Source organism: Ponticaulis profundi, assembly GCF_042659465.1.
GTDB lineage: Bacteria > Pseudomonadota > Alphaproteobacteria > Caulobacterales > Hyphomonadaceae > Ponticaulis > Ponticaulis profundi.
Window position 1 is genome coordinate 692,789 of the sequence record NZ_JBHSSW010000066.1, and the last position, 24,239, is coordinate 717,027.

Annotated in this window: 23 protein-coding genes and 1 pseudogene; 18 read left to right on the forward strand and 6 right to left on the reverse strand. The window is 53.9% G+C overall.

Annotated elements, in window-relative coordinates:
* Position 1 precedes the first annotated feature (1 nt).
* The 3 genes from ACFQDM_RS19200 to ACFQDM_RS19210 form a co-directional block, all read right to left on the reverse strand.
* Positions 2–835, reverse strand: coding sequence for a hypothetical protein (locus ACFQDM_RS19200; protein WP_377382313.1), 834 nt, complete (start codon positions 833–835; stop codon positions 2–4).
* Positions 832–1,500 (reverse strand): TIGR02466 family protein, encoded by a 669-nt coding sequence (locus ACFQDM_RS19205; protein ID WP_377382316.1) that lies wholly within the window; start codon positions 1,498–1,500, stop codon positions 832–834. The genes ACFQDM_RS19200 and ACFQDM_RS19205 overlap by 4 nt, the downstream gene beginning before the upstream one ends.
* Before the next feature lie 105 nt (positions 1,501–1,605).
* Positions 1,606–2,769 carry an Mrp/NBP35 family ATP-binding protein gene (locus ACFQDM_RS19210; RefSeq protein ID WP_377382319.1) on the reverse strand — a complete coding sequence of 388 codons (1,164 nt, stop codon included), beginning with the start codon at positions 2,767–2,769 and terminating at the stop codon, positions 1,606–1,608.
* Between the two features lie 99 nt (positions 2,770–2,868).
* Here ACFQDM_RS19210 and hflK point away from each other — a divergent pair, with 99 nt between their 5' ends.
* The 4 genes from hflK (at position 2,869) to ACFQDM_RS19230 (ending at position 6,748) form a co-directional block, all read left to right on the forward strand.
* Entirely contained in the window at positions 2,869–3,984 is a 1,116-nt protein-coding gene (gene hflK / locus ACFQDM_RS19215) for an FtsH protease activity modulator HflK (protein ID WP_377382322.1), read from the forward strand.
* A gap of 12 nt (positions 3,985–3,996) precedes the next feature.
* Complete coding sequence (gene hflC / locus ACFQDM_RS19220; protein ID WP_377382325.1) at positions 3,997–4,908, forward strand: protease modulator HflC; 912 nt, start codon at positions 3,997–3,999, stop codon at positions 4,906–4,908.
* Between the two features lie 73 nt (positions 4,909–4,981).
* Positions 4,982–5,179, forward strand: a complete 198-nt coding sequence (locus ACFQDM_RS19225) for a DUF2065 domain-containing protein (protein WP_377382328.1) — start codon at positions 4,982–4,984, stop codon at positions 5,177–5,179.
* A gap of 99 nt (positions 5,180–5,278) precedes the next feature.
* Entirely contained in the window at positions 5,279–6,748 is a 1,470-nt protein-coding gene (locus tag ACFQDM_RS19230; protein ID WP_377382331.1) for a Do family serine endopeptidase, read from the forward strand.
* 4 nt (positions 6,749–6,752) lie between these two features.
* On the opposite strand, the gene serB is transcribed toward ACFQDM_RS19230, so the two are convergent.
* Positions 6,753–7,661 (reverse strand): phosphoserine phosphatase SerB, encoded by a 909-nt coding sequence (gene serB, locus ACFQDM_RS19235; protein ID WP_377382333.1) that lies wholly within the window; start codon positions 7,659–7,661, stop codon positions 6,753–6,755.
* Between the two features lie 66 nt (positions 7,662–7,727).
* Between serB and miaA the strand changes: the two genes are divergently transcribed.
* From miaA to ACFQDM_RS19265, 6 genes are all read left to right on the forward strand, one after another.
* A complete protein-coding gene (gene miaA / locus ACFQDM_RS19240) occupies positions 7,728–8,672 on the forward strand; it encodes a tRNA (adenosine(37)-N6)-dimethylallyltransferase MiaA (protein ID WP_377382335.1) in 945 nt (314 codons plus the stop codon).
* Between the two features lie 180 nt (positions 8,673–8,852).
* On the forward strand, positions 8,853–10,631 hold the full coding sequence (locus ACFQDM_RS19245) for an acetolactate synthase 3 large subunit (RefSeq protein ID WP_377382337.1): 1,779 nt from the start codon (positions 8,853–8,855) through the stop codon (positions 10,629–10,631).
* 64 nt (positions 10,632–10,695) lie between these two features.
* Entirely contained in the window at positions 10,696–11,259 is a 564-nt protein-coding gene (gene ilvN, locus ACFQDM_RS19250; protein WP_377382516.1) for an acetolactate synthase small subunit, read from the forward strand.
* Positions 11,260–11,340: 81 nt separating this feature from the next.
* The gene (ilvC, locus tag ACFQDM_RS19255; protein WP_377382518.1) at positions 11,341–12,357 is read left to right on the forward strand and encodes a ketol-acid reductoisomerase; all 1,017 of its coding nucleotides are present in this window, start codon (positions 11,341–11,343) and stop codon (positions 12,355–12,357) included.
* 158 nt (positions 12,358–12,515) lie between these two features.
* Positions 12,516–12,929, forward strand: a complete 414-nt coding sequence (locus tag ACFQDM_RS19260) for a hypothetical protein (RefSeq protein WP_377382339.1) — start codon at positions 12,516–12,518, stop codon at positions 12,927–12,929.
* A gap of 98 nt (positions 12,930–13,027) precedes the next feature.
* Entirely contained in the window at positions 13,028–13,471 is a 444-nt protein-coding gene (locus ACFQDM_RS19265; RefSeq protein ID WP_377382342.1) for a DUF3617 domain-containing protein, read from the forward strand.
* Between the two features lie 11 nt (positions 13,472–13,482).
* Here ACFQDM_RS19265 and ACFQDM_RS19270 read toward each other — a convergent pair whose 3' ends face one another.
* A complete protein-coding gene (locus ACFQDM_RS19270; RefSeq protein ID WP_377382345.1) occupies positions 13,483–14,424 on the reverse strand; it encodes a DMT family transporter in 942 nt (313 codons plus the stop codon).
* A gap of 122 nt (positions 14,425–14,546) precedes the next feature.
* Here ACFQDM_RS19270 and ACFQDM_RS19275 point away from each other — a divergent pair, with 122 nt between their 5' ends.
* The 8 genes and pseudogenes from ACFQDM_RS19275 to ACFQDM_RS19310 all read left to right on the forward strand — a co-directional run.
* Positions 14,547–14,774: a DUF4169 family protein gene (locus ACFQDM_RS19275; protein ID WP_377382348.1), complete on the forward strand. Its 228-nt coding sequence runs from the start codon at positions 14,547–14,549 to the stop codon at positions 14,772–14,774.
* Positions 14,775–14,881: 107 nt separating this feature from the next.
* Positions 14,882–16,087 carry an acetyl-CoA C-acyltransferase gene (locus ACFQDM_RS19280; RefSeq protein ID WP_377382351.1) on the forward strand — a complete coding sequence of 402 codons (1,206 nt, stop codon included), beginning with the start codon at positions 14,882–14,884 and terminating at the stop codon, positions 16,085–16,087.
* A gap of 622 nt (positions 16,088–16,709) precedes the next feature.
* Entirely contained in the window at positions 16,710–17,780 is a 1,071-nt protein-coding gene (locus tag ACFQDM_RS19285) for an NAD(P)H-dependent glycerol-3-phosphate dehydrogenase (RefSeq protein ID WP_377382354.1), read from the forward strand.
* A gap of 14 nt (positions 17,781–17,794) precedes the next feature.
* The gene (locus tag ACFQDM_RS19290; protein ID WP_377382357.1) at positions 17,795–18,547 is read left to right on the forward strand and encodes an HAD family hydrolase; all 753 of its coding nucleotides are present in this window, start codon (positions 17,795–17,797) and stop codon (positions 18,545–18,547) included.
* Positions 18,544–20,085 (forward strand): glucosylglycerol-phosphate synthase, encoded by a 1,542-nt coding sequence (ggpS, locus tag ACFQDM_RS19295; RefSeq protein WP_377382359.1) that lies wholly within the window; start codon positions 18,544–18,546, stop codon positions 20,083–20,085. Before ACFQDM_RS19290 ends, ggpS begins: the two co-directional genes overlap by 4 nt.
* A 13-nt stretch (positions 20,086–20,098) precedes the next feature.
* On the forward strand, positions 20,099–21,685 hold the full coding sequence (locus ACFQDM_RS19300) for a sodium:solute symporter (protein ID WP_377382362.1): 1,587 nt from the start codon (positions 20,099–20,101) through the stop codon (positions 21,683–21,685).
* A 44-nt stretch (positions 21,686–21,729) separates the two neighbouring features.
* On the forward strand, positions 21,730–22,203 hold the full coding sequence (locus ACFQDM_RS19305) for a winged helix-turn-helix transcriptional regulator (protein ID WP_377382367.1): 474 nt from the start codon (positions 21,730–21,732) through the stop codon (positions 22,201–22,203).
* Positions 22,204–22,306: 103 nt separating this feature from the next.
* Positions 22,307–22,672, forward strand: a pseudogene (locus tag ACFQDM_RS19310) (FKBP-type peptidyl-prolyl cis-trans isomerase); the annotation flags it as partial.
* Positions 22,673–22,738: 66 nt separating this feature from the next.
* Here ACFQDM_RS19310 and ACFQDM_RS19315 read toward each other — a convergent pair.
* The gene (locus ACFQDM_RS19315; RefSeq protein ID WP_377382370.1) at positions 22,739–24,154 is read right to left on the reverse strand and encodes a S41 family peptidase; all 1,416 of its coding nucleotides are present in this window, start codon (positions 24,152–24,154) and stop codon (positions 22,739–22,741) included.
* Positions 24,155–24,239: the final 85 nt, after the last annotated feature.

The following is a 24,239-nucleotide window of genomic DNA, read 5'->3' on the forward strand; positions in this document are numbered from 1 at the left end:
TTCAGACCAGTTTCAGCGACTTCTGACGCTTCGGATTAAATTGATCCAACCAGGCCTCTGCGAGACCGGGCAGCCAGCGCAGCGTTTCATCTGCAACCGCCAGCGCCTCAAGGCTCGAGAATGTACCGAGACGCGACATACGGACCAATGCTGCAAGATTATTGCGGTGTTGCGGGAAACTCAGCCCGACAAAAGAGGCCATCGTCTCCGGGTCTTCCGTGTAAATCTGCTCTTCGGCCAGTACCAGCGCAAAAGCCCCGTCTAGCGCCGTCTGCGAAAACAAGCGGCTGGTCGCGTGAACGCGGGTTTCGGTTGAGATCGCTTTCAGGCGTTGCTGCAAGCTGGAAAGCTTTCCGGGCAGATCGACCAGAAACGCATTGGCGACAGCCGTTGTCAGTTTTTGTGGCGCGATGAGGCGTTTCAGATCCCTGCCCGCCACAACAACACTGTTCACGCCAATTCGAAATCGTGGATATGAAAAACAGCCGTCTTCCGGAAAAATATCGGTCCAGGCATAAACCTGAATATGGCATGCCCCGAAGTCCGGATGCTCTTTCTGCAGTCTCAGCGCAGCGGCGGCGCAGAACAGATCAATGCCAAGCGCCTGAGTCGAATGGCGCAGTACAATGATGAATTCAGGCTCCCGGCCCTGATTTCGCGCAACCGGCCCGGTCAGGTAGACACTATGCAGATCATCGGCAAATCGTTCATGCGCCAGATCAATCGCACTCTCAGCTAGCGTCAGAACATTGACCGGCAGTTCGGTCGACATCAGCGCACCATTGAGAATTCGCCCCCATGGGTCCTGAGACCAGAGATACGGTCCCATACTCATCTCGCGCCTCCAGGTGCCTGCCACATCAGCGTCAGGTTCATGGCAATAGAGATGCGTTCGCCGAGACCGGAATGCGGCCGAACGGCATGACGAAGCCAGCTTGGAAAAATGATCAGCTCACCAGCCTCAGGCATGATTGCGACCTGAGACTCGGCACCAGCGCCGGAAGCGCCCTTCCAGAGCACATTCGGGTGCTGCATATGTGCCATCGGATAACGTGGATCTTCCACCACAAAATGGCCATCCTTCGGCTCGCCGCCGGATGCACCCATGTCGACGTAAAACACCGCGGACGCAAAAGATCCGGGATGACAGTGCTGCGCGTTGGCATCACCTGCACGGTTCACATTTGCCCACATATCGACGGCCCAACCGGGCCGCATGTGCGTGCCATCCATTTGCTGCACATCCAACTGGTCTTCCAGAATGCTTGAGGTCATTGAGACCAGCATCTGCGCTGGCTCACCTGCCCATCGATCCATGCCGAGTTCTGAATGCCAGCCTCCAAAATTGGAGCGTTTTATCCCCGCCTGTGCGCGTTTGTGCTCCAGAATAGCGTCCTTGAGCGGTTGCACGAGCTTGCTCAGCTCCGGGTGCCTGGCCCGGATCAGGGGCGTGGAGAACAATTGTTCTGATACGAGACTTTTTTCAGTTTCTTGCGTCATAAGTCATACCGAAGCCAAACTCGTGCCAACTGGCAAGCTTCGCTTGGGAGTTTCCCACGACGAAAGCACCGGTTTGCACATCTTAACCTAATCTGGCTTGGTATATTATTCGAAAACGATTTTTGGCTGCGCCTCTGGCGCCGCGTTCGCAAGTTCGTTCAACATTCGCTCTGCAATTTCGGCATATAGCTCGGACTGACGACTGCCAGACATCTGACTATCTACATGGCCCGCATCACCCGCAGCACGGATTTCCGGCAGAAGCGGAACCTCTCCCAACAACGGAATGCTGAGCGTTTCAGCCATGCGACGTGCGCCGCCTTCTCCGAAAATGAAAGTACGATTGCCCGAAGCGGGGTCTTCAAACCAGGCCATGTTTTCCACGATGCCCAGCACCGGAACATTGGTTTTACGGAACATGGCGACGCCACGCCGCACATCGGCTAGCGCGACCTCCTGCGGTGTCGAGACGATCACAGCACCCGACAGCGAAACCTTTTGAGCCAAAGTCAGCTGTGCATCACCGGTTCCAGGCGGCGTATCAATAATCAGAAGATCCAATTCTCCCCAATCGACGTCTTTCATCATCTGTGAAATCGCGCTCATGACGATCGGTCCTCGCCAGATCATAGGCGCATCGACGTCAGAGACATAGCCGATCGACATTAGCTTCAGCCCCAGCGCCTCAACGGGCTTCAGCTTTTTCTCTTCCGTATATTCCGGCTGCGTGTCAGTGGTGCCGGTCATGGTTGGAATAGACGGGCCGTACACATCCGCATCCAGCACACCGACTTTCAGCCCCATCTGCGAGAGCGCCATGGCCAGATTCAAGGCGGTGGTCGATTTTCCGACGCCGCCCTTGGCGCTGGCGACGGCAACGATATTCTTCACATTAGGAAGAGACAGGATATTGCCCGGACTGGGGCGCGATGGATCCGTCTGTGCTTTCACGGAGCCAGAGAGATTCGCTCCTTTACGAATCCGCTGCGTGCCTGAAGCAGGCGGTGTTTTGCTCGTACCAGTTGCGTTGTTGGCGGTCAAAATGACGCGGACATCACCCGCCCCTTTTATACCCCGCAGAACCTGTTCAATTTCGTATCGATCGCGCTCTGCCGCTTCCAGTTCAGCAGGTGTCGCCAGCAGCGCCAGCGTCACATTCCCATTCTCCTGAACGAGCAGGCTGTCCACACGTTCAGGCGCAACACCGTGATTTGTGAGAGTCTGACGAACAGAATCCTCTGAAAGTCGACTGCTTTTAAAGAAACGCATACTTGAAGCCCCGTCGCAGGAAAGGCACATACATATCTAGAAGTTCGAGATCAATTCCACACATGATGTGGATCAGAGGTAATTAAAAGGAGTGGCTGAATGCCATGGAATGACCAAAAAGGTGGAAATGGAGGCCCGTGGGGCTCCGGAGGTGGTTCCGGAGACGACAAAAACGGATCTCCATGGGGCCGGCCATCCGGTGGCGGACAGCAGGGTCCTGACCTGGAAGATCAACTACGTAAAGTGCAGGACCGCTTCCGTGGTTCCTTTAAAGGTCGCGGAAATGGCGGCGGCAGCGGTGGCGACGGCGGCGGAAAAGGCCTCGGCATTGCTGGTATCGGCTTTCTGGCTGTCGCACTTTTGCTGGGCTGGGGCGCAACAGGTGCTGTCGTTGTCGACGCTGGCGAACAGGCGGCCGTCTTCCAGTTCGGTAAGTGGAAACGCAATCTGGGCGCGGGTATTCATTTTCACCTGCCAAGCCCGATTGAATCGCACGAAATCATTCCCGTTGAATCTCAGCAGGAAGTCCGGATCGGCAACACTTTGAATGAAAGCCTGATGTTGACCGAAGACGAAAACATCGCGGACGTTCAATTCTCGGTTTTCTGGAAGGTCAAATCCGATCAGCCGCAGAATTTTATTCTCAACGTGAAGGATCCTGACGAAGCGGTCCCACTCGTCGCGGAATCTGTGATGCGTGAAGTTGTCGGTAAATCCGAATTGCAGCGCGTAATCACCACCGAGCGCGCCGAGGTCGCCCGCCAGGTTAAGGAACAGACACAGGCTCTGCTCGACGAGTATGAAGCCGGCATCGAAATCATCGAAGTCCAGATTGCAAAAGGCGACCCGCCTCAACAGGTCATCGAAGCGTTTAACGACGTCAACGTCGCCCAACAGGACGCTGAACAGTTGATCAACCAGGCTCAGCGTTACGCCAATCAGGTCGTTCCTGAAGCCCGCGGTGAAGCATCCCGTATGCTGCAGGAAGCCGAAGGCTATCGCGACCAGGTGATTGCGAATGCGACCGGTGAAGCATCTCGTTTCGATCAGATTTACGAAGAGTATCGCAAAGCTCCGCGCGTCACGCGGGAACGTATGTATCTTGAGACCATGGAAAATGTCCTGAAGCGTACCGACAAGATGATCCTGGATAACAACTCAGGTGCCGTTCCTTACCTGCAACTCGACCGCTCTGGTCGTCCAAACGCGAACTAGGAGATAGCGATCATGAGAGTTTTATCTATTGTCATCCTCGTCGCGATTGGCGTTCTGGCCCTGATCGGGATGAATTCATTCTATACCGTGCGCCAGGACTATCAGGCGCTAATCCTCGAATTTGGTAACCCAGTTGCTGTTCGAAACGAATATGATGTGAACGAACAGGGCCAGGAAATCGACGAGGCCGGTCTCTTCTTCAAACTGCCTTGGCATGAAGTGATCTATCTGGATCGCAAGAATATGGGCACGGATATCGCCGACATCGAGGTTCTGGCTTCTGACCAGCGCCGCCTGTCTGTCGATGCCTTCGTCCGCTGGAGAATCACCGACCCGCTGAAATTCTACCAGCGTCTACGTTCCGAGCGCGCCGCGACCAGCCAGCTGCAGCGTTTCACCGAATCGGCGATTCGTGACGCACTTGGTCAGGTACCGGTTCCGGAAATCGTCTCCGGCCAGCGTGGTCAGCTCATGTCAGATATTCGTGAGACCGTGAACGGTACGTTGAACGGCACTGGGATTGAGATCATCGACGTGCGTCTGCGTCAGGCCGACCTTCCAGCTGAAGTGGCTGAAGGTGTCTACAACCGGATGCGGACAGAGCGTCAGCAAGTGGCTCAGGGTATCCGCTCTGAAGGTGAGGAACAGGCTCGTCTGGTTCGCGCCCGCGCCGACCGTGAAGCAACCGTTCTGAAAGCGCAGGCGCGTGAGCAGGCAGAGCAGATTCGCGGTGAAGGCGACGCACGCCGGAACGACATCTATGCAAACGCCTACTCGAAGGATGCTGAATTCTTCCGCTTCCAGCGGGCTCTGATTGCCTGTGAGAACTCCATTGAGGATGGCACACAGGTCGTCGTGGCACCTCAGGATCTCGATCTATGTCGGGTCTTTATTGATCAGGCTCGCACAGCTGGCGGCAACTGATCCGGTTTTCATGCGCGCATGCTTCTCTCATGATGAATGCGCGCATGATCTCGCCTTTTGAGGACGACCTCACGTGTTAGTCATCGTAGTTGCACTCGGCCTTCTTCTCGCCCTCGAAGGCCTTTTGTACGCCATAGCGCCGGAAGCGATGAAGCGTTTCATCGCTATGGTGCTGACCATGCCAGACGACCAAATACGCCAGTCCGGCATTCTGGCTGCAGCCATTGGTGCTGTGATAATTTTCATTGCTGCGCGCTTCCTACGCGGCTGAATCCATGCAGAACTATTCTTCAGCGTCGGTGATTGCTCGTCCTACGAGAACACGTTATGCACCAGAACGCTGGGGAATATGTGGAAGGTTTTTGGATAGATGGGTTTGCTCACACGCGTTGCTACCGGTGCTCTGGCCCTGACTGCCATGGCGTCGCCTGTACTGGCTCAGGAGCAAACAAAGAAGAACACGGACGCGCAAGCGCTTCTGTCTTCACTCATGCCAGACCGCAAACCTGCTCCGACAGACTTTTCCGATCTGTCGAAGCGGCTCATGCCCTCGGTTGTGAACATCTCAACATCACAACGAATTGTCGAAGCAGGTCTGCCTGAATTCCCTCAGAATTCACCAATTGAGCGGTTCAACGATCTATTCGGCCGTGATGAAGAAGGTTTCAAACGCACCTCCTCACTCGGCTCCGGCTTCGTAATCGATGAGACCGGCTATATCGTCACCAACAATCACGTGATTGAAGGTGCGGACGAAATTGAGGTGATTTTTGCCGATGGTCGGACCTACCCCGCCCAATTGATCGGACGCGATGCAGATACAGACCTCGCTGTACTGAAGATCGAAACGCCGACGAAACTCACCGCGCTGAATTTTGCGGATTCTGATAAAGCAGAAGTTGGTGACTGGGTCATCGCGATTGGCAACCCTTTCGGCCTCGGCGGCTCGGTATCTGCCGGTATCATTTCTGCGCGAAATCGAGACATCAACGCCGGATCATACGACGACTTCATTCAGACGGATGCCGCGATCAACCGCGGCAATTCAGGCGGACCGCTCTTTACACTGGACGGCAAGGTTGTCGGCGTAAATACCGCGATCATCTCACCGACAGGAGGGTCGGTCGGCATCGGATTTTCTGTGCCTTCGAATCTTGTTTCGAACATTGTCATCCAACTGATAGAGGAAGGTCGTGTTCGTCGTGGCTGGGTTGGAATCAATATTCAAGCGGTCGACGCGCCGCTTGCCAAAGCCTATGGGCTTGCAAATACCGCGGGCGTAATTGTCACCGACATCACCGAAGAGGGCCCAGCAGCACTTGCCGGTCTGGAGGTCGGTGATCTGATCCTAAAATTCGATGATACGTTGATACCGGATACACGAACGCTTTCACGACTGGTAGCCGAAGCTGAGATTGGCGAGATCATTCCGGTGAACATTATTCGCGAAGGGCGTCGACAAACGATCAATATCCAGATCGAAGAACGTGAAGATGGAGATGCAGGAGAAGAAGAAGGTTCAACGAACACGACTCCTCCGATGTTCGTTGGCGCGAACGCGTACGGTCTGAAGCTCACAGAGATTACCGATGATGCCCGCCGCCGCTGGCAGATTCAGGAGCCGGTCGATGGCGCGCTGGTCGAGATGGTAGACCCGGATGGCGCATCCTACGGTCTGGTCGAGAAAGGCGATGTCATCACCCAGATAAATTTCAAGGATGTGACAAATGCCGCCGAGGCCGATGCTCAGCTTGAAGCTGTTGCGGGCGCAGATCCCGTGCTGGTAAAAGTCTATCGCCGTGGCCGGGTATCGTTCTACGCGCTGCAGATCGAAGCCTGATCGCTCAGGATTCCTTCCAGTCTGATTTCGCAATGCCCTGAAAATAAAGTGCCGTTGTCAGGCTTGGCCCTGAAATGACGGCATCGGCTGCTTTTGCGAGAACGGGATGGGGATTAAAGCCAATACCAAGTCCGGCCGCTTCAATCATAGCCATATCATTTGCGCCATCGCCGATAGACAGAACCGCCGAATTTGAAAGTCCAAGCGCTGCAACCTTTTCATTCAGGCGATCAAGCTTTGCCTGCTTGCCAAGGATCGGACGACCGACCTCGCCTGTCAGCGCATTGCCATCATCAATGAGGACATTGGCATAATTCTCATCAAAACCAGCCGCCTCAGCGACCCGCGCGGTGAAAAAGGTGAAACCACCCGATACAAGCAAACAGGCCGCGCCGCGCGACTTCATCGTCTGGACCAGAGTTCTTGCGCCCGGCGTCAAGGTGATCCGTTCCTCAAAACATTGCTGCAGGGCCGCCACAGAAAGTCCTTTGAGTAGCCCCACCCGTTCGGTCAGCGCTTCTTCGAAATCCAGCTCACCACGCATGGCTCGTTCGGTGATTTCTGAGATCTGAGACTTTATGCCCGCATAGTCGGCAAGCTCATCAATGCATTCCTGGCCAATAATGGTCGAATCCATGTCGCAGATCAGAATTTTCTTGTCTCGAGACGCCGCAGCCTGGACGCAAACATCCATGTCATCCGGAACCGCAGCCAAAACTGCGTCCGACAGCTTTCCTGCTGTTTCAGCGTCTGATGTGAATGCAAAATCAACCGCGCCATCACCCAGAACCTGTTCCGTGATCGCGCCCAGAACACCCTGTTCCACGAGGACAGCTCGGATCATTTCACCAGACAGCGCATCTGCTTTCTGACTGACGCAGGTTAAGAAGAATGATGGCTGTTCGCTGCTCATGATAAACTCGACCCCGCACACGAAACTGTGCTTTCACAAAATTGTTAAACAAGCTAGTTGTAGGACATGCGCCCTGCACTTCTCATCCACGGTCCGACGGCAAGCGGCAAGACCCAAATTTCTCTCGAACTTGCGAAAAGACTTGGCGGCGAGATCGTGAACGCTGATTCCATGCAGGTGTATCGCGATCTAAGCGTTTTGACAGCTCGACCGACAGACGAAGAGATGAAAGAGGCACCTCACCATCTGTTCGGTTATAAGGATGCTGCGGAACGCGGTTCTGCCGGAAGCTGGCTGCGCGATGCCCGTCCGATCATTCTGGACATTCAAAAGCGCGGAAATGTTCCAATCATTATCGGCGGGACGGGCCTGCATTTGATGGCGCTTGTTGATGGCTTGTCTGAAATCCCGCCTATTCCGGAAGATAGCCGCCAGGAAGTCCGAAAACTGTTTCAGCAGGAAGGCCCGCTTGGCGCCCACCGCATGCTGGCCGAGACAGACCCGGAATCAGCTGAGCGTCTGGCACCGAATGATCGCCAACGCGTCGCTCGCGCTCTAGAGGTCTGGTACGCCACCGGCAAAACGCTTTCCAGTTATCATGAAAACAAAACACCTCCCGTTCTCACAAAGGGTGAGTGGCTGGGAATTGCGCTGACGCCTCCTCGGCAAAAATTGTATGGTCGAATTGATAGCCGCTTTGCCAGCATGCTCATCGAAGGTGCAATGGATGAGGCGCGCGCTCTTGCCGCACGCGATCTTGATCCGAACCTCCCAGCGATGAAAGCACACGGTATGCCATGGCTGTTAGCCTACCTCAGAGGCGAAATGAAAGCTGAACTCGCCGCAGAGTATGCCAAACGTGACACGCGGCGGTATGCAAAGCGCCAATTTACCTGGATCGCACACCAGTTTCCGTTCTGGCCTCGTATACCGTCAACCGAAGTAGACGATCGCAAGAGGGTAATTCATGCCCTTTTTAAAGAGATTGACGCCGCTTATTCGAATAGATAACCTAGCAGAAGAATTTGAAGGGAATTTTTATGGGCAAACTGCTCGTAGTGGTAAGAAAGCGCCGAACGGTAGAGTGAAAACACTCTAACGAACGGCGCGGTTATGTCAGGGGCTCAAATGGGCCCCTTTATTTTTGGAAAAAAATCGGGGATGAGACCCCAACACAACCGGGAAGTTACAATGGACAAGCAAGCGATCATGGAGAGCAACGAAACGCGCACAACAATGACTGGCGCCGAAATCGTGGTGCGCGCCCTTCTTGATCAAGGCGTGGATACACTCTTTGGCTATCCAGGCGGCGCTGTCCTACCAATTTATGACGCTCTGTTTTCCAAGCCCGAGCTACGCCACATTCTGGTCCGCCACGAACAGGGCGCGGGCCACGCAGCCGAAGGTTATGCGCGATCCACCGGCAAACCCGGCGTTGCGCTGGTGACGTCTGGTCCGGGTGCAACCAATATGGTTACACCGATTGCTGACGCCATGATGGATTCCATCCCAATGGTCGTTATCACCGGTCAGGTTCCGAGCCATTTGATCGGCACCGATGCCTTTCAGGAATGCGACACTGTCGGGATCACACGTTGTTGTGCGAAACACAATTATCTGGTTCGTGATGTCAATGATCTGGCACGTATCGTCCATGAGGCATTCCTGATCGCGACCACCGGCCGCCCAGGCCCTGTTGTCATCGACATCCCGAAAGATATTCAGTTCGCGACCGGCCAATACAAGTCGAAGGAAAACATCTTCCACAAAACCTATCACCCGGCTGCTGAACCGGATGGCATTGCGATTGAAGCCGCAATCGAGATGATGCGCTTTGCACAGCGCCCTGTCTTCTATACTGGCGGCGGCGTCATCAATTCCGGCCCCGAAGCCTGCACTGCGCTACGCGAACTGGTCACAGAAACGGGCTTTCCAATCACCTCCACCCTGATGGGACTTGGCGCTTACCCGGCGTCTGGCGAGCATTGGCTCGGCATGGTTGGCATGCATGGCGCGTATGAAGCCAACCACACCATGCACGATTGCGATCTGATGATCTGCATCGGAGCGCGATTTGACGACCGTGTCACGGGGCGCCTGGATGCGTTCTCTCCAGGCTCGAAGAAAATCCATATTGATGTGGACCCATCTTCGATCAACAAAACCGTCCGCGTTGATGTACCGATCATCGCCGATGCCGGCCTGGCCATTCAGGCACTGCTCAAGGGCTGGAGAAGCCAGCAGTCCAAGCGAAATGACCTGACCACATGGTGGCAACAGATTGATACATGGCGTGCCGTTGATTGCTTTGCCTTTGAAGAGGACAAGCAACACATCAAGCCACAATATGCGATCCAGCGCCTCTATGAAAAAACAAAGCATCGCAACACCTTCATCACGACGGAAGTTGGCCAGCACCAGATGTGGGCAGCACAGCATTATCACTTTGAAGAGCCTAACCGCTGGATGACATCCGGCGGTCTCGGCACGATGGGATATGGTCTACCTGCTGCCGTTGGTGTTCAGGCCGCGCATCCCGATGCGCTTGTGATCGACATTGCCGGTGAAGCATCGATCCAGATGTGCATGCAGGAGCTCTCAACAGCCGTTCAGCATAATCTGCCGGTCAAGATCTTCATCCTGAACAATGAATGGATGGGCATGGTTCGCCAATGGCAGCAATTGCTGCATGGAGAGCGGTATTCGCACTCCTATTCAGAGAGCTTGCCGGACTTTGTTGCTCTGGCAAAAGCCTATGGTGGACATGGCATTCAATGCAGCAATCCTGATGATCTGGACGCCGCTATTGATGAAATGATCGACTATGACGGTCCGGTTCTCTTTGATTGCCTTGTTACCAAGGATGAAAACTGTTTCCCAATGATCCCGTCGGGCGCTGCGCACAACGACATGATCCTCGGTGAAATTACCGGCAACGAAATTGGAGAAGACGGCAAAATGCTCGTCTAGCCTGTTGGGCGCGTGAAAACGCGCCCTCTTGCTATTCGGGATCAGCCCTCAAGACAGGAATGAAATTGTGACCAATACGCCAAACTCACCACAAAGCGCATATTTCATTGATGACCATTCCGACGACTCTATTGTTCGCCGGACGCTCGCAGCCATTGTCGACAACGAACCGGGTGTTCTGGCCCGTGTCGTCGGCCTTTTCTCCGCGCGTGGATACAATATCGAAAGCCTGACGGTTGCCGAAGTCGACCGCCGCCAACACCAGTCACGCATTACCATTGTCACATCTGGCACGGTGCAGACGATTGATCAGATCAAAGCGCAGCTGGAACGCCTGGTACCTGTTGCCCGCGTCACAGATATTACCATGGCCCCTGCAGGGCTGGAGCGCGAGCTGGCACTCGTCAAAGTACGCGCAGCAACCGGGTCCAACGAACGTGTTGAAGCGCTGCGCCTATCTGAAATCTTCCGGGCCCGCGTGCTCGATGTAACGCTTGAAAGTTTTATTTTCGAGCTGACAGGCGCGTCTTCGAAGATCGATCAATTCATAGAATTGATGGAGCCACTTGGCATGCAACAGGTATCCAGAACTGGTGTTCTGAGCATTCAACGCGGACTTCCACTTTAATCCTTAGAAGCAAAGTCTTGCGTCAAAGCCGACATTGCGGTTAGACGCGAACAAATTTCGTCCCAGAAAGAAAGCATGACGATGAAAATTTACTACGAACAGGACGCAGATCTCGCCCTCATCAAGTCGAAAAAAGTGGCTGTCATTGGCTATGGTTCCCAGGGCCACGCCCATGCGCTGAACCTGAAAGACAGCGGCGTAACCGTACGCGTCGGTTTGCAGGAAACATCTTCTTCCCGCAAAAAAGCGACAGAAGCTGGCCTCGAAGTCATGACCCCAGCCGAAGCTACGCAATGGGCTGACGTTGTGATGATCCTGATCCCGGACGAAAAGCAGTCTGTTCTCTGGGCAAACGAAATCGAACCGCATGTTCGTGATGGCCAGCACATCATGTTCGGCCATGGTTTCAACGTTCATTATAACCTGATCCGCCCAAGCGCATCTGTTGACGTGTCGCTTTCAGCACCAAAAGGCCCTGGCCACACGCTGCGCGACCAGTTCCAGCGTGGCTTCGGTCTGCCGGGTCTCGTTGCGATCCACCAGAACGCGACCGGCACAGCAAAAGACGTTGCACTGTCTTATTCCAAAGCGATCGGCAACACCCGCGCTGGCGTGATCGAGACCTCTTTTCGCGAAGAAACCGAAACTGACCTGTTCGGCGAGCAGGCCGTTCTTTGCGGCGGTATTGTCGAGCTGATCAAAGCTGGTTTTGAAACACTGGTTGAAGCAGGCTATGCACCGGAAATGGCATATTTTGAGTGCCTCCACGAAACCAAGCTGATCGTTGACCTGATCTATGAAGGCGGCATCGCCAACATGAATTACTCGATCTCGAACACGGCTGAGTATGGCGAATATGTTTCTGGCCCGCGGGTTGTGAACTCTGAAGCCAAAGCCAACATGAAAAAGGTTCTGGACGACATTCAGAACGGCACATTCGCTCGTAACTGGGTTCTGGAAAACCAGGCTGGCGCACCAGGCTTCTCTGCCATGCGTTCGAAAATGAACGCTCACCAGATCGAAGAAGTTGGTGAGAAACTGCGCGGCATGATGCATTGGGCACAGAACGACCGTCTGGTCGACAAATCCCGCAACTAATCTCGGCGCCTTAAAATATTTGCGGCAAAAGCCGCCCTGCATCTTGCGGGGCGGCTTTTCTTATTTCAGATTTGCCAAAGCTTTTTTACATCCAGAGCTGCACATACGGCAGCGCTGGTTTTCATAGGCTGGGGACAATGAAGAAAGCACTTTGCACTATGCTGCTTGCGTTGGTTTGGGCACCAATGGCGCAGGCCGCACCTCACAGACTGGCACCAGGTGTCTGGCAGATTCAGGATGGGCTGGAATTTGCGACAAATGGCAAATCCGACTCCAAACGTGAATTTTGCATCCAACCAGGAAAAACCATTGTGACACCTGACTGGTTCGCAGAACTCGCCAAACCGAAAGATGACTGTCAGGCACGTCTGTCACTGGAAAGCGATCAGGAAATGATGTTTGACATTGCCTGTGTGTCAAACGGTCTGCCGCTCGCCGGACCGTCTCATATTCGCTTCACCGATAACGCATTTTCGATCGATTCAGATCTCGAAATGGATCTGGGCGGAACGCCCTTCCCCATGCATCGCGCCCTGAGTGCGAAACGGGTCAAGAGCCAGTGCACCCCATAGGGAACCGCTGTCATTTCTATCCATTGTTTCACATCGCTGTCTTGGAATAGCCCAATTTGATTGGCATTCCTGATTCAACAATGTGGAGAAAAGGTCTCATGTTCAAACTCCTGGTCCCTCTCGGACTCGCGGTGTCCAGTATCAGCGCTGCGGCCAATGCTGACGCATCAGGTGCCATCTCTGTGAACCCAGGCCTTTGGAACTGGTCGCACCGGACTGTGCTTGTTTCATTCCCGATCGAGGAAGAGAACACTGAGTGTCTGCCGGCAGAGCAGTCGAGCATCTCTCTGAACGATCTCGCTGAAGATCTCGGCCAAAACTGCTCGATCACTGACGTCACCGAAAATGGAAGTGGGTATGACTTCAAGCTCGCGTGCAATGGCATTTATGCTGGCACGGCGTCCGGTAATTTCACCAAGATCAGCGACAACCAGGTTCGCCTGACCGGTGCAGGCGAGGTCTCAGTGCTCGGCGAAGTAGGCTCGTTCACCATTGAAGCGAACGCTAACCGGGTTGGCGAGTGCCCTGTCACGACTCAATAGACTGTCAGGTTCTATCGAGGATCTGATTGCACGGATGCGCGGGCACGCATTGAAGCGGCTGAACGCGCATCCTGCCAGCTGACAATGGCGCAGGCCATGATAATGCAAACTGCTCCTATCCAGAGCGATGCACCCGGGACTTCCCGAAAAACAAACAGACCAATCAGCGCCGACCATAAGAGCGCTGTAAATTCGACGGGTGCCAGGCGTTGTGCAGGCGCACGCGCATATGCAGACGTCATTAGCAGCCAGATGGATGATCCGAGCACGGCAGCAATGATCAGATACCCAATATCGGACGGCTGAGCCGGTGTGGCGAGCGCCAGGCTGAACGGTGCAATGAATAGCGCCGGAAAAAGATTGGCGTAAAAGGCTACCATCAAGGCACCATCAGCAGCAGCCCGCTTGCGCAGCAGAACGATCGACGCTGCATACAGACATGCCGACAAAAGCACTGAGCCAAAGCCGATCAAGCGATCCCTCGACATCTCATTGCTGATGATTTGCCAGGCATTGAGCGCGGTCAGAACGCCCGCAAACCCGATCAGGATCGCCAGAAAGGTCAGACCGTTGATCCGCTCTCCGAGGTAAATCCATGCGATCACCGGAATGATGAGCGAGGCCATAAAGCCAATCGTCGTCACTTCGACGAGATCCAGCTTACCCAGCGCGAAAAAGAAGAGATAGGTCGCAGTGACATGGATCAAGCCCCGCACAGCATGAAAGCGTGCCGGTGCCCACCCAGTCAGACGTCGCCCCGATAAGAAAAATGGAACACCAATCACCACAGCTGCAATCGTGAAGCGCCAAAACACAATTGTCAGCAGATCGACGCGACCGCTCAGGAACTTCACAAAGGCATCCATGCATGTGCTAAGAAAGACCGCCATTACGGCAACGAGAACAGGTGATGTGAGTATGGATAAAACCTGTCCTCTGGTGACGCTGTGCATTTCTCATTCTTTCAGGCCGACCGAAAAAAATCGCAGCAAAATTGCCGGACTTTCATGTAAGCGGTCATTGATTGCGAAACTTTTCCATGTGCAAATACGTCATCTGATCGACCAAGACATGCATGGAGTTTGACGTGGGAGAGGTTGTTAACCTGAACCAGGCGCGGAAACAACGTGAGCGCGCTTTGAAAGAAAAACGCGCCGACGAAAACCGTGCTCGCCACGGCCAGAGCAAAGCTGAAAAGTCGTCGATTTCATCCAAACTTGATCAGCTCCGCCGGGCGCTCGATGGTTCGAAAATGGACTCCCCAGAGGGGCAAAAACCACCCTCAGACAAGAGCCCTGCCTAAGCTCCTCAAAACGTGAAATCATCGCGCCCAACTTCATGCTAGTTTCCTCTAGCCAACTGTTTTTTGTCGCTGTAGGGTCCCCCAACGTCAATTAACGGGAGGAAGACATGCGCGAAGCAGTAATCGTTTCTTACGCTCGAACTGGCCTGGCTAAAACAGGCCGTGGTTCTCTGAATAACACACATGGTATCACGCTCGCCGGAACCGCAATCAAAGGCGCCATTGAACGCGCCGGGATTGAAGCCGGATCTGTCGAGGACGTTTATCTCGGCGCAGCTCAGCCTGAAGGTGCCACCGGCCACAACGTTGCTCGCAATGCGGCGCTTTGGGCAGGCTGCCCATCCTCAACTTCGGGCGCAACGATTAACCGGTTTTGTTCGTCGGGTCTTCAGGCTGTTGCGAACGCAGCACACAACATCATAAATGAAGGCGCTCCAGTCGCCATAGGCGGCGGTGTTGAATCGCTCTCTCTCGTCTCTCACAGCGGCCACATGAACACTTACCGCTACACAGAAGATGAGCTGATGTCGAAATGGCCAGCCATCTGGATGACTATGATCGAGACGGCAGAAATCGTTGCCGAGCGCTACAACGTATCTCGCGAAGCACAGGACGAATACTCTGCTGAATCGCAACGCCGCACCGCGATCTTCCAGGAAAAGGGCTATATGTCCGAAGAGATCGTCCCGCTCAAAACGACGATGAAGCTGGTCAACAAGGAAACGGGCGAAGAGACATTCCAGGAAGTCACTTGTGACCGCGACGAATGCAATCGCCCAGGCACCACAGTCGACACGCTGGCAGGTCTGAAGCCGGTCTTCAAAAACGGCATGGTTGTCAAAGAAGGCAAGTACATTACAGCTGGTAACGCGTCTCAACTTTCAGACGGTGCCGCTGCACTGGTGCTTATGGAAGCAGATGAAGCCAAGAAGCGCGGTCTCGAACCTCTCGGTCGTTTTGCCGGCTTCAATGTTGCCGGATGTGATCCTGACGAGATGGGTATTGGCCCGGTATTCGCGGTCCCGCGCCTGCTGGAGCGTAACGGTCTGACGGTAGATGACATCGATCTATGGGAGCTGAACGAAGCTTTCGCCTCCCAGTGCCTTTATTCTCGTGACCGTCTCGGCATTGATCCAGAGAAATACAACGTCAATGGCGGCTCCATCTCCATTGGGCACCCGTTTGGCATGACCGGCGCACGCTGCACCGGTTCTCTGCTGATGGAAGGCAAGCGCCGCGGCGCTAAATGGGGTGTGGTCACCATGTGTATTGGTGGCGGTATGGGCGCAGCCGGTCTGTTTGAAATCTTCTAAGCCTGCTCAAACGAAAAATGTTCAAACCCGGATCGCAAGGTCCGGGTTTTTTCATACCCGGCGACAACTTGCTTAGTGCACGAAATACTTTAACAGACGAAACTGCCGATTCTCCTCACAAAGCGCCGCCACCCAGCTATCTTTCACCCGCACTGGGCAGACTTTCTCAGATCAAACAGTCAAATTGGTTCGCAAACATCTCCCTCGCGCCCTAATTGCGCTCCCTTTTCTATCATTTCTGATTATTTTTTACTCAAAAACCCCCGCGCCGCTGATGAAAGCTGCCGCTCCTTTGACTTCAAAGGACCGAATGCCAAAATAATAGGCGTTAGCAGAAGGAGCGAAGCGGGACCGAGATGACTTCTCCCTCACCAGATTGGAGGTTGGTCCGATGTGCTCGTACTGTCGCTTATAAAATTTCCGGTTTTTGTGAAACCAACAAAGCCGCAAATAGCGACAAAATCCAGCTCACAAAAATCAACGGTGAATTGTTCCGCGTAAAAATACTCTCGCAATTTTTAGGCGGGGTAATTGAGCAAACTAAATTCAGAATTCTCGGAACTTACGGAGCCCTCACCGCGTAATGTCATTGATGGACCCCAAAAAAGGAGCGATCAGCCTTATGGCACTCGACATCCCAGCCTCTCAAGCACCCGATGGTCTTTCTCAATCTTTCTTCGGTTCCCGAAACCGCAAAATTGAAAACATTACGGTGCTTGGCGCGGGATCCTGGGGAACAGCTCTTGCCATGGCATTTGCCCGTGCTGGCCTCCCAGTCAAATTATGGGGCCGAAACGCGGAACACATCGAAGACATGAAAAAAGATGGCACGAATGCCAAATATATTCCTGGCGTTCCCTTACCGGACGGCATTCTTCCAACCAATGATATTCTTGACGCCGTTCGCGGCAGTGACGCGATCTTCGTTGTCACACCGTCAAAAGCGTTCAAGCATGTCGCACGAGAAATCGCGACATCAATTCGCCCAGGTACACCGGTTATTTCCTGCGCTAAGGGCCTGGACCCACACACAAATGGATTGCTCACGACGCGCATCAAGCGGGAAATCCCGCAGTCTGTTCCCATGGTTCTGACAGGCCCAAGTTTCGCGAGCGAAGTGGCCAATGAACAGCCAACAAGTGTCGTTTTGGCCGGACCAACACAGCTTGCTGACGCTCTGACGGAAGCTCTTGCAACACCAAACTTCCAGCTCATCACAGAGACGGATCTGGTTGGCGTGCAAGTCGGTGGCATCATGAAGAACGTGATCGCCATTGCCTGCGGTATGGCGGACGGTCTCGGACACGGCTCGAACACGAGGGCGTCCATCCTCGCGCGAGGATTGGCCGAAGCTGGCACGCTGGCCGCCGCACTTGGCGGCAACCCTGTAACGCTGCTTGGCGTGGCAGGTGCTGGTGACCTAGCCCTGACATGTACGGACGCACAATCACGAAACTATTCATTCGGTCGCGCACTCGCGGATCCTGAAATGACGCTTTCAGCGAACACGTTCGAAGGTGCAATGAGCGTCTCCAAGGTATGCCAGCTCATGAAAGCGCTGGAATTGGACGCTGAAATTGCGCCGGCGGTCGAGAAAGCCATCACAGGCGACATCACACCAGCCGAACTCATTGATCAATTGTTCGCCTGCGCGATGAGCGAAACACACGCAGAACTTCAACTAACGGCCTGAACGGGACGGGGTATATGACAAATCTGGCAGGCAAGGACCTCATCCTTGCGACAGACTTAGACGGAACATTCTTAGGCGGTGACGAGGCTTCGAAGAAAGCGCTCTACGGATATATTGAAGATAACAGAGACTGGCTGGGACTGGTTTTCGTAACAGGACGTGATCTCGGCTTTATAGACGACATCACCTCTGCTGACGTGCCACGCCCCGACTTGGTCATCGGCGATGTCGGCACGACTGTCGTGCATGGACACGACTTCTCACCGGTCAAGGAAGTTGAAGATTGGATTGATGCACTCTGGACAGGGTCTGACAGCGCTGAAGAAAAGCTGATCAACGCACAAAAGCTTGAGCGGCAAAAGGTCTTTGGTGGACGACGCCTGTCATATTTCTATCACGACGTTGAAGAGGCCAACCGACTTCGCGAGGAAATCACCGACATGGGATATGATGTCCTGATGTCCGACAACATCTATTTTGATGTTCTGCCGCGCGGCGTACAGAAAGGTCCAACGCTTAAAAAGACGATGGCACATTTCGACCTACCCGACGCGAGCATTCTTGTTGCCGGAGATACTCTTAACGACCGTTCTCTCTTCGAGACGGGGTTGGACGGTGTAATGGTCGGCAACGCCGAAGCTGCTCTGATCGAGGCCGTGAGCCACCTCGAGAATGTGTACCATGCTGAAGGAGAAGGTGCTGCCGGCGTACATGACGGCCTGCTCCGCAAGATAAAATCCCACGCAAAGGGCGAATTCGCATCATGAGCAAGTCGAAGAAATCTGATCTGGTCATCCTCTACCACCGCCAACCTTATGAAGAGGTGGTTGAAAATGGAAAAACAACGTTCAAGGAAAACTCCAGCCCGAACGGTATCGTGCCAACCCTGAAGGGCTTTTTCTCGACAGCTGAACGTGGCTGCTGGATCGCGTGGAAGCAGGTTGCAGCAAACAAGCAGGCGAAGTTCCAGCAACGCGTAACGATCGACGACGACTATGGCGAATACGACGTCATTCGTCTGCCACTGACCGCCGAGCAGGTCCGCTCCTTCTATCACGTCACGTCGAAAGAAGCGCTCTGGCCGATCCTCCACTCATTTCCATGGCTCTATAGTCATGAGAACGCGGACTGGGACACATTCCGGGAAGTGAACCGCCTGTTTGCGGAAGCGGCTTGCGAGCAGGTCAGCGATGATGGGCTGATCTGGGTCCATGACTATAATCTATGGCTTGCGCCTTACTTCATTCGAAAGATCAAGCCGAATGTGAAGATTGCCTTCTTCCATCACACGCCATTCCCTGCGGCCGATATCTTCAACATTCTGCCTTGGCGCGACGATATCGTCGATAGCCTGCTCTCTGCAGATGTCGTGGGCTTCCACATTCCGCGTTATGCGGAAAACTTCTGCGGCGTAGCACGGTCTCTGCGCGGCGTTGAGCTTGGAGAAAGAGAGCCTGTCGGCGGCGCGATGTCATATGCAGGCATGGCGTTATCGGAACCGACGTCTACACCGCATATCGTCCACAACGGACGCAAGATCATTGTCGACGCCTGGCCAATCGGTACAAACCCCAAGGTCATCAAGCAATATCTCTCCAATTTCGAATCCGGCGAGCGGGTCGCTCAGATCAAGAGCGAAGTTGAAGATCAGCACTTCATCCTGTCCGTTGGACGGGTCGATTATACTAAGGGCGCCAAAGAGCTGCTGGAATGCTTCGACCGGGTTCTAGAAAAACGCAGCGATCTTCACGGCAAGGTGAAGCTGATGCTGGTGTGCGCTGCCGCTGCCAAGGGCATGACGACCTACAAGGCCGCTCAGCGGGAAATCGAGCGACTGGTCGGCTCCATCAATGGTCGATACGGCAATCTACGCTGGACGCCAATTATGCTGACCATGCACCCGATAAAGTTCGATGAACTGGTCTGTTATTTTCGCGCAGCGGATACATGCTGGATTACGCCTATCCGGGACGGGCTCAATCTCGTAGCAAAAGAGTATATTGCCGCTCAGGAAGGTCGAAGTGGTACCTTGGTCCTTTCAGAGTTTGCCGGTGTCGCGGTGGAATTGCCTCAGGCGATCCTGACGAACCCGTATTCGCCGCATAGCATGGATGACGCCATCCAGCAGGCGATCGATATGCCGGAGGAAGAAAAACAAGAGCGCTTATCAGCTCTGCTCGAAACCGTGAAAACTTGGGATATCGATTACTGGGCAAAACACGTCACCGATCTGTTTGACCGTATTAAGGGGAAGAAGGTCTCTCAGCTTGAGGAAAAAAAAACATCTAAGCCTGAAGCTGCATGACCACTTGAGTTGAATGCTGACAACGCTGACATTTATCGACATCGCGATCCTGGTTGCTTACTTCGGGATCGTGACGTTCATCGGCTGGTTTGTAAGCCGGAACCTGAAAAGCGGCGATGATCTGTTTCTGGCAGGTCGATCGCTCGGCGTTGCCACCATTGGCTTTTCGCTATTTGCCTCAAATATTTCCAGTACGACCCTGATCGGCGTCACCGGCCAAGCTTATTCCAGCGGGATTTCGGTCGCCAACTATGAGCTCATGGCGGGCTTTGTTCTCTCATTTGCGGCATTCACAACCATACCGCTGTTCCTGCGGCTGCAGATCACGACGGTGCCAGAATATCTTGGACGTCGGTTTGGTCCGGCTTGCCGCAAATATTTCTCCGCACTGACCATATTCCTGACGGTTTTTGTCGACATGGCTGCGAGCGTCTATGCGGGCGTTGTCGTGCTTCAGACCTTTTTCCCGAGTGCGCCGTTTATTCCATTGTGTATCGGACTGGCCGTGTTTGCTGGACTTTACACAGCTGCGGGCGGGCTTCGTGCGGTTGTTTACACCGATGTGCTTCAGGCAATCATTCTGCTTATTGGCGCGGGTGTCATTTCCTACATGGTGTTCAGCCAGTTCGGCTTTAGCTGGGCCGAAGCCACGAAAGCGCTTCCAGATGGTCATATGTCACTGGTGAGGTCCGCCGATGACCCTGCCCTGCCCTGGACAGGCTTGCTGATTGGCGTACCGATTCTTGGCTGGTTCTACTGGTCAAACAATCAATACGTCGTTCAGCGCGTGCTTGCAGCGCGTGGTATTGAGACCGCACGTCAGGGCGCAGCCTTTGCCGGCATGCTGAAAATCTTACCGCTTTTCGTGATGGCCATTCCAGGCGCCATGGCTGCTGAACTCCTGCCGAACCTCGAAAACAGCGACCTCGTCTTCCCTACCCTTGTCGCTGATTATCTGCCTATCGGCTTCACCGGGCTTGTGCTCGCGGGACTGATCGCAGCCATCATGTCCACCGTCGATTCGACACTCAACTCAGCTTCAACACTGGTACTGCATGACTTTGCAGAGGTGAAGGAACGCGGCTGGTCAGAGAAGAAAATCATGCAGGTCGGGCGGCTGACGACCGGCGGCTTGATCATTATTGCTGCACTTTGGCCGATTGTAATCCGGGAGTTTCCGGGCGTCTTTGGCTATATTCAACAGGTCTTCGGCTATTCTGTACCGCCTGTCGTCGCGATTTTCCTACTTGGCATGTTCTGGAAAAGAACCTCCGGAAAAGCTGCGCTTGCAACGCTCATCATTGGTCATTTGATTTCCGGCACGACTTTCGCTTACCGGGCAAGCATGGCTGCCGCCGGTCAGGCAGACGGCCTGCCGCACTTCACGGTCATGACAGGCATTATGACCGCATTTTGCCTCGTCCTGTGTGCTATTCTGTCTATGATCCTGAAACCGGAACATGAATTCTCGAACGAGCTCATTCTCGGCAAACAGGACATTCGCCCAACGACGGCCAGCGCTGTCGGATGGAAGGACTTCCGACTACAGGCAGCAATCGTCGTCTTCTCAACAGCACTGATCATCTTCCTCTTCCGTTAGACACGTGGCGCTTCTACCCTGTCTAAAGGGACAGGGAGCGCGCCATGAGCAACAACAAACGTCTGACGGTCAATGAAGCCGTTCTGGATCAGAAACTGCGATACACTGGCTATCAACTGACAAACGGCTTTCTGGCCTTCTTCAACGCAATGCGCGACACAGCGGGGCTCGAACCGGACGACCTGCTGATTTATTGCACCGTTATCGCTGCCTCCATTCAGCGCCGATTGAGAAACCGGGAGGAGCAGGACGTTCACACAGGACAGCTCGCCATTTCAGAGACGAACTTCCGTCCCATATCCCGACGCGCCGTCGCGGAAGCCACCGGGCTTTCAAGAGAGCTCGTCCGTCGTAAGATCAACAGAATGATAGAAGACGGCTTGTTGGTCGAAGACAGCCGCGGCGTGAAGACTGTGAACGTCGTTTCAAAAGCAGGTGCTGCATCAAATGTGAGGCATTTGACGGGCATCCTCGCCGGACTGGCCAACGCGCTTCTGGCAGAGGGCATTCTGGAGTGAATCTTGAATGACCAACCACCTGAAAGGGTTTACCTGCCGTCAAAAACATTGCATGCCTTCGCGCCTAACAAGAAGGAGAGTCCAGATGACTACGCCCGATCTCGCTTATCTGGAAGAGAATGCCAAAAAAGAAGGTGTGACGACGACGACCAGTGGTCTGCAGTATCGCGTCATCAAAGAAGGTGACGGCTATAAACCTGGCCCAACTGAAAAAGTCACCGTTCACTATGCTGGCAAGCTGGTCAACGGCAAGGAATTCGATAGCTCCTATAAACGCGGCCAACCGATTGAGTTTCCACTCAATGCGGTCATTCCTGGCTGGTCAGAAGGTGTCCAGCTGATGCAGGAAGGCGCGAAATATGAATTCGTAATCCCCTCTCAGCTGGGCTATGGCGCAGCAGGCGCTGGCGGTGTCATTCCAGGCAATGCCACTCTGATCTTTGAAGTCGAGCTCATCAAGGTCGGTTAGACACCGAAATTGAGGAGAACCGGATAAGCCCGTCCGCTACTTGCGTACGGGCTTTTTTTATTGTCTTCAGAAATTCGGCGCGTTCGCGACAATCGCGTCAATCACGCTTTTATGCCCTTCGATCAGGGCATCCTGTGGGAACACAGACATCTCAATTTCTGGCAAAATCCCCAACTCCTCGTAGACAGTTCCGTCAGGCGTAGCGATCACTTCATTCGACAATTCCAGCACCCAGCCATTTGGGAGCGGCTTCGACAGAACTGTAGAAAAGCTTCCTCGTGTGGTCGTACCGACATGAGTGACATTCGGCAGCTCTCGGAGAGCAAGCGTCGCAATTTCTCCGCCACTGACCGTCACATCGCTCGTCAGGAGTATAACGGGTCCAGTATACGATAGACCGGATGTTGGCTCGATCATGCGCTCGCGTGCAGGCACCCCGCTTCCCGGCACATGTGTTGTATAGCCAACAAAACGCTGCTGCGTGAAACGACCGGCCAGACGACGCGAAATGGCGTCATAACCACCACGATTATTACTGAGGTCGAGAATGACGAACTCCGCGTCCTGCATCTGTACCAGAGCGCGATCCATGATTTCATCGAACACCGCAAACTCCGCTACGCGAAATTCCGGATCACCGATTCCTACCCCACTGAAACCACCCATTTGAAGGATCTGAATATAGCCGATCCGATCCTCAATCATGCCCCACAGAATCCGATCATTGGCTGTGTGTTCACTCCCCGGATCCAGAATGTCTTCCTGGAGGGTGCTGAACAAGCTAATCAGCCAGGGTGTTTCCATATTCTTGGCGCGAACGGTCGAAAGTGTTTCGCCCAGCCCATCCTGCTGCTTGCGTCGCTCACCATTCACCGTGCCGATCAGTTTCGTATGAGAATCGCTGAAGCCATCAATCAGACCTGCCACCAGATCGAAGAACTGTTCATCATCCATGTTTTCAGAAAACTGAGTGCTTGCGGCCTGAACACGCGCTGGCCAGTCTATGCTGCGTAGATCCTTAAAAGCGTAGTGGGTCTCGATCAGCTCAGCCACATAATCCAACACCGCTTCGCGGCTCCAGTTCAAATCACTCTGACAGATTGTCGGTAGCGTCGCCACGCGTCGGATTTGTATTTCCGTGTCGTCCGGCAAGAGCTGAAGGATGGCCGCATCCGGTGATGAGCTCGTCCGGTAATACTGATAGCTCAGTGCAAGCGTATCAGTCATTGCCTGCTCGGCGCTGGGCGATGCAAAGCAATATTCACCGGCAATTTGATACTGGCGAACGCCTTCGTCGCTAATATCAAAAAGCCAGCCATATCCCTGCGACTGCCAAATACCCTTCATGGATTCCGGAATTCTGCCTGCCTCGAACTTCTGCAAAGAGCTGAACGACGCTTTATCGGGCGCAATATCATTTGCGACAGCAACGCCGCTTAGCAGCAGACCAGCCGACAGGCCTGACATCAAAAATCGGAACATTCTCTTCAACCTCAGATCCGGAATTCGTAAACTGAAAGTCAGATAAGTTAATTTTATCGTTTTGCAATAATTTATTATCGCAAAA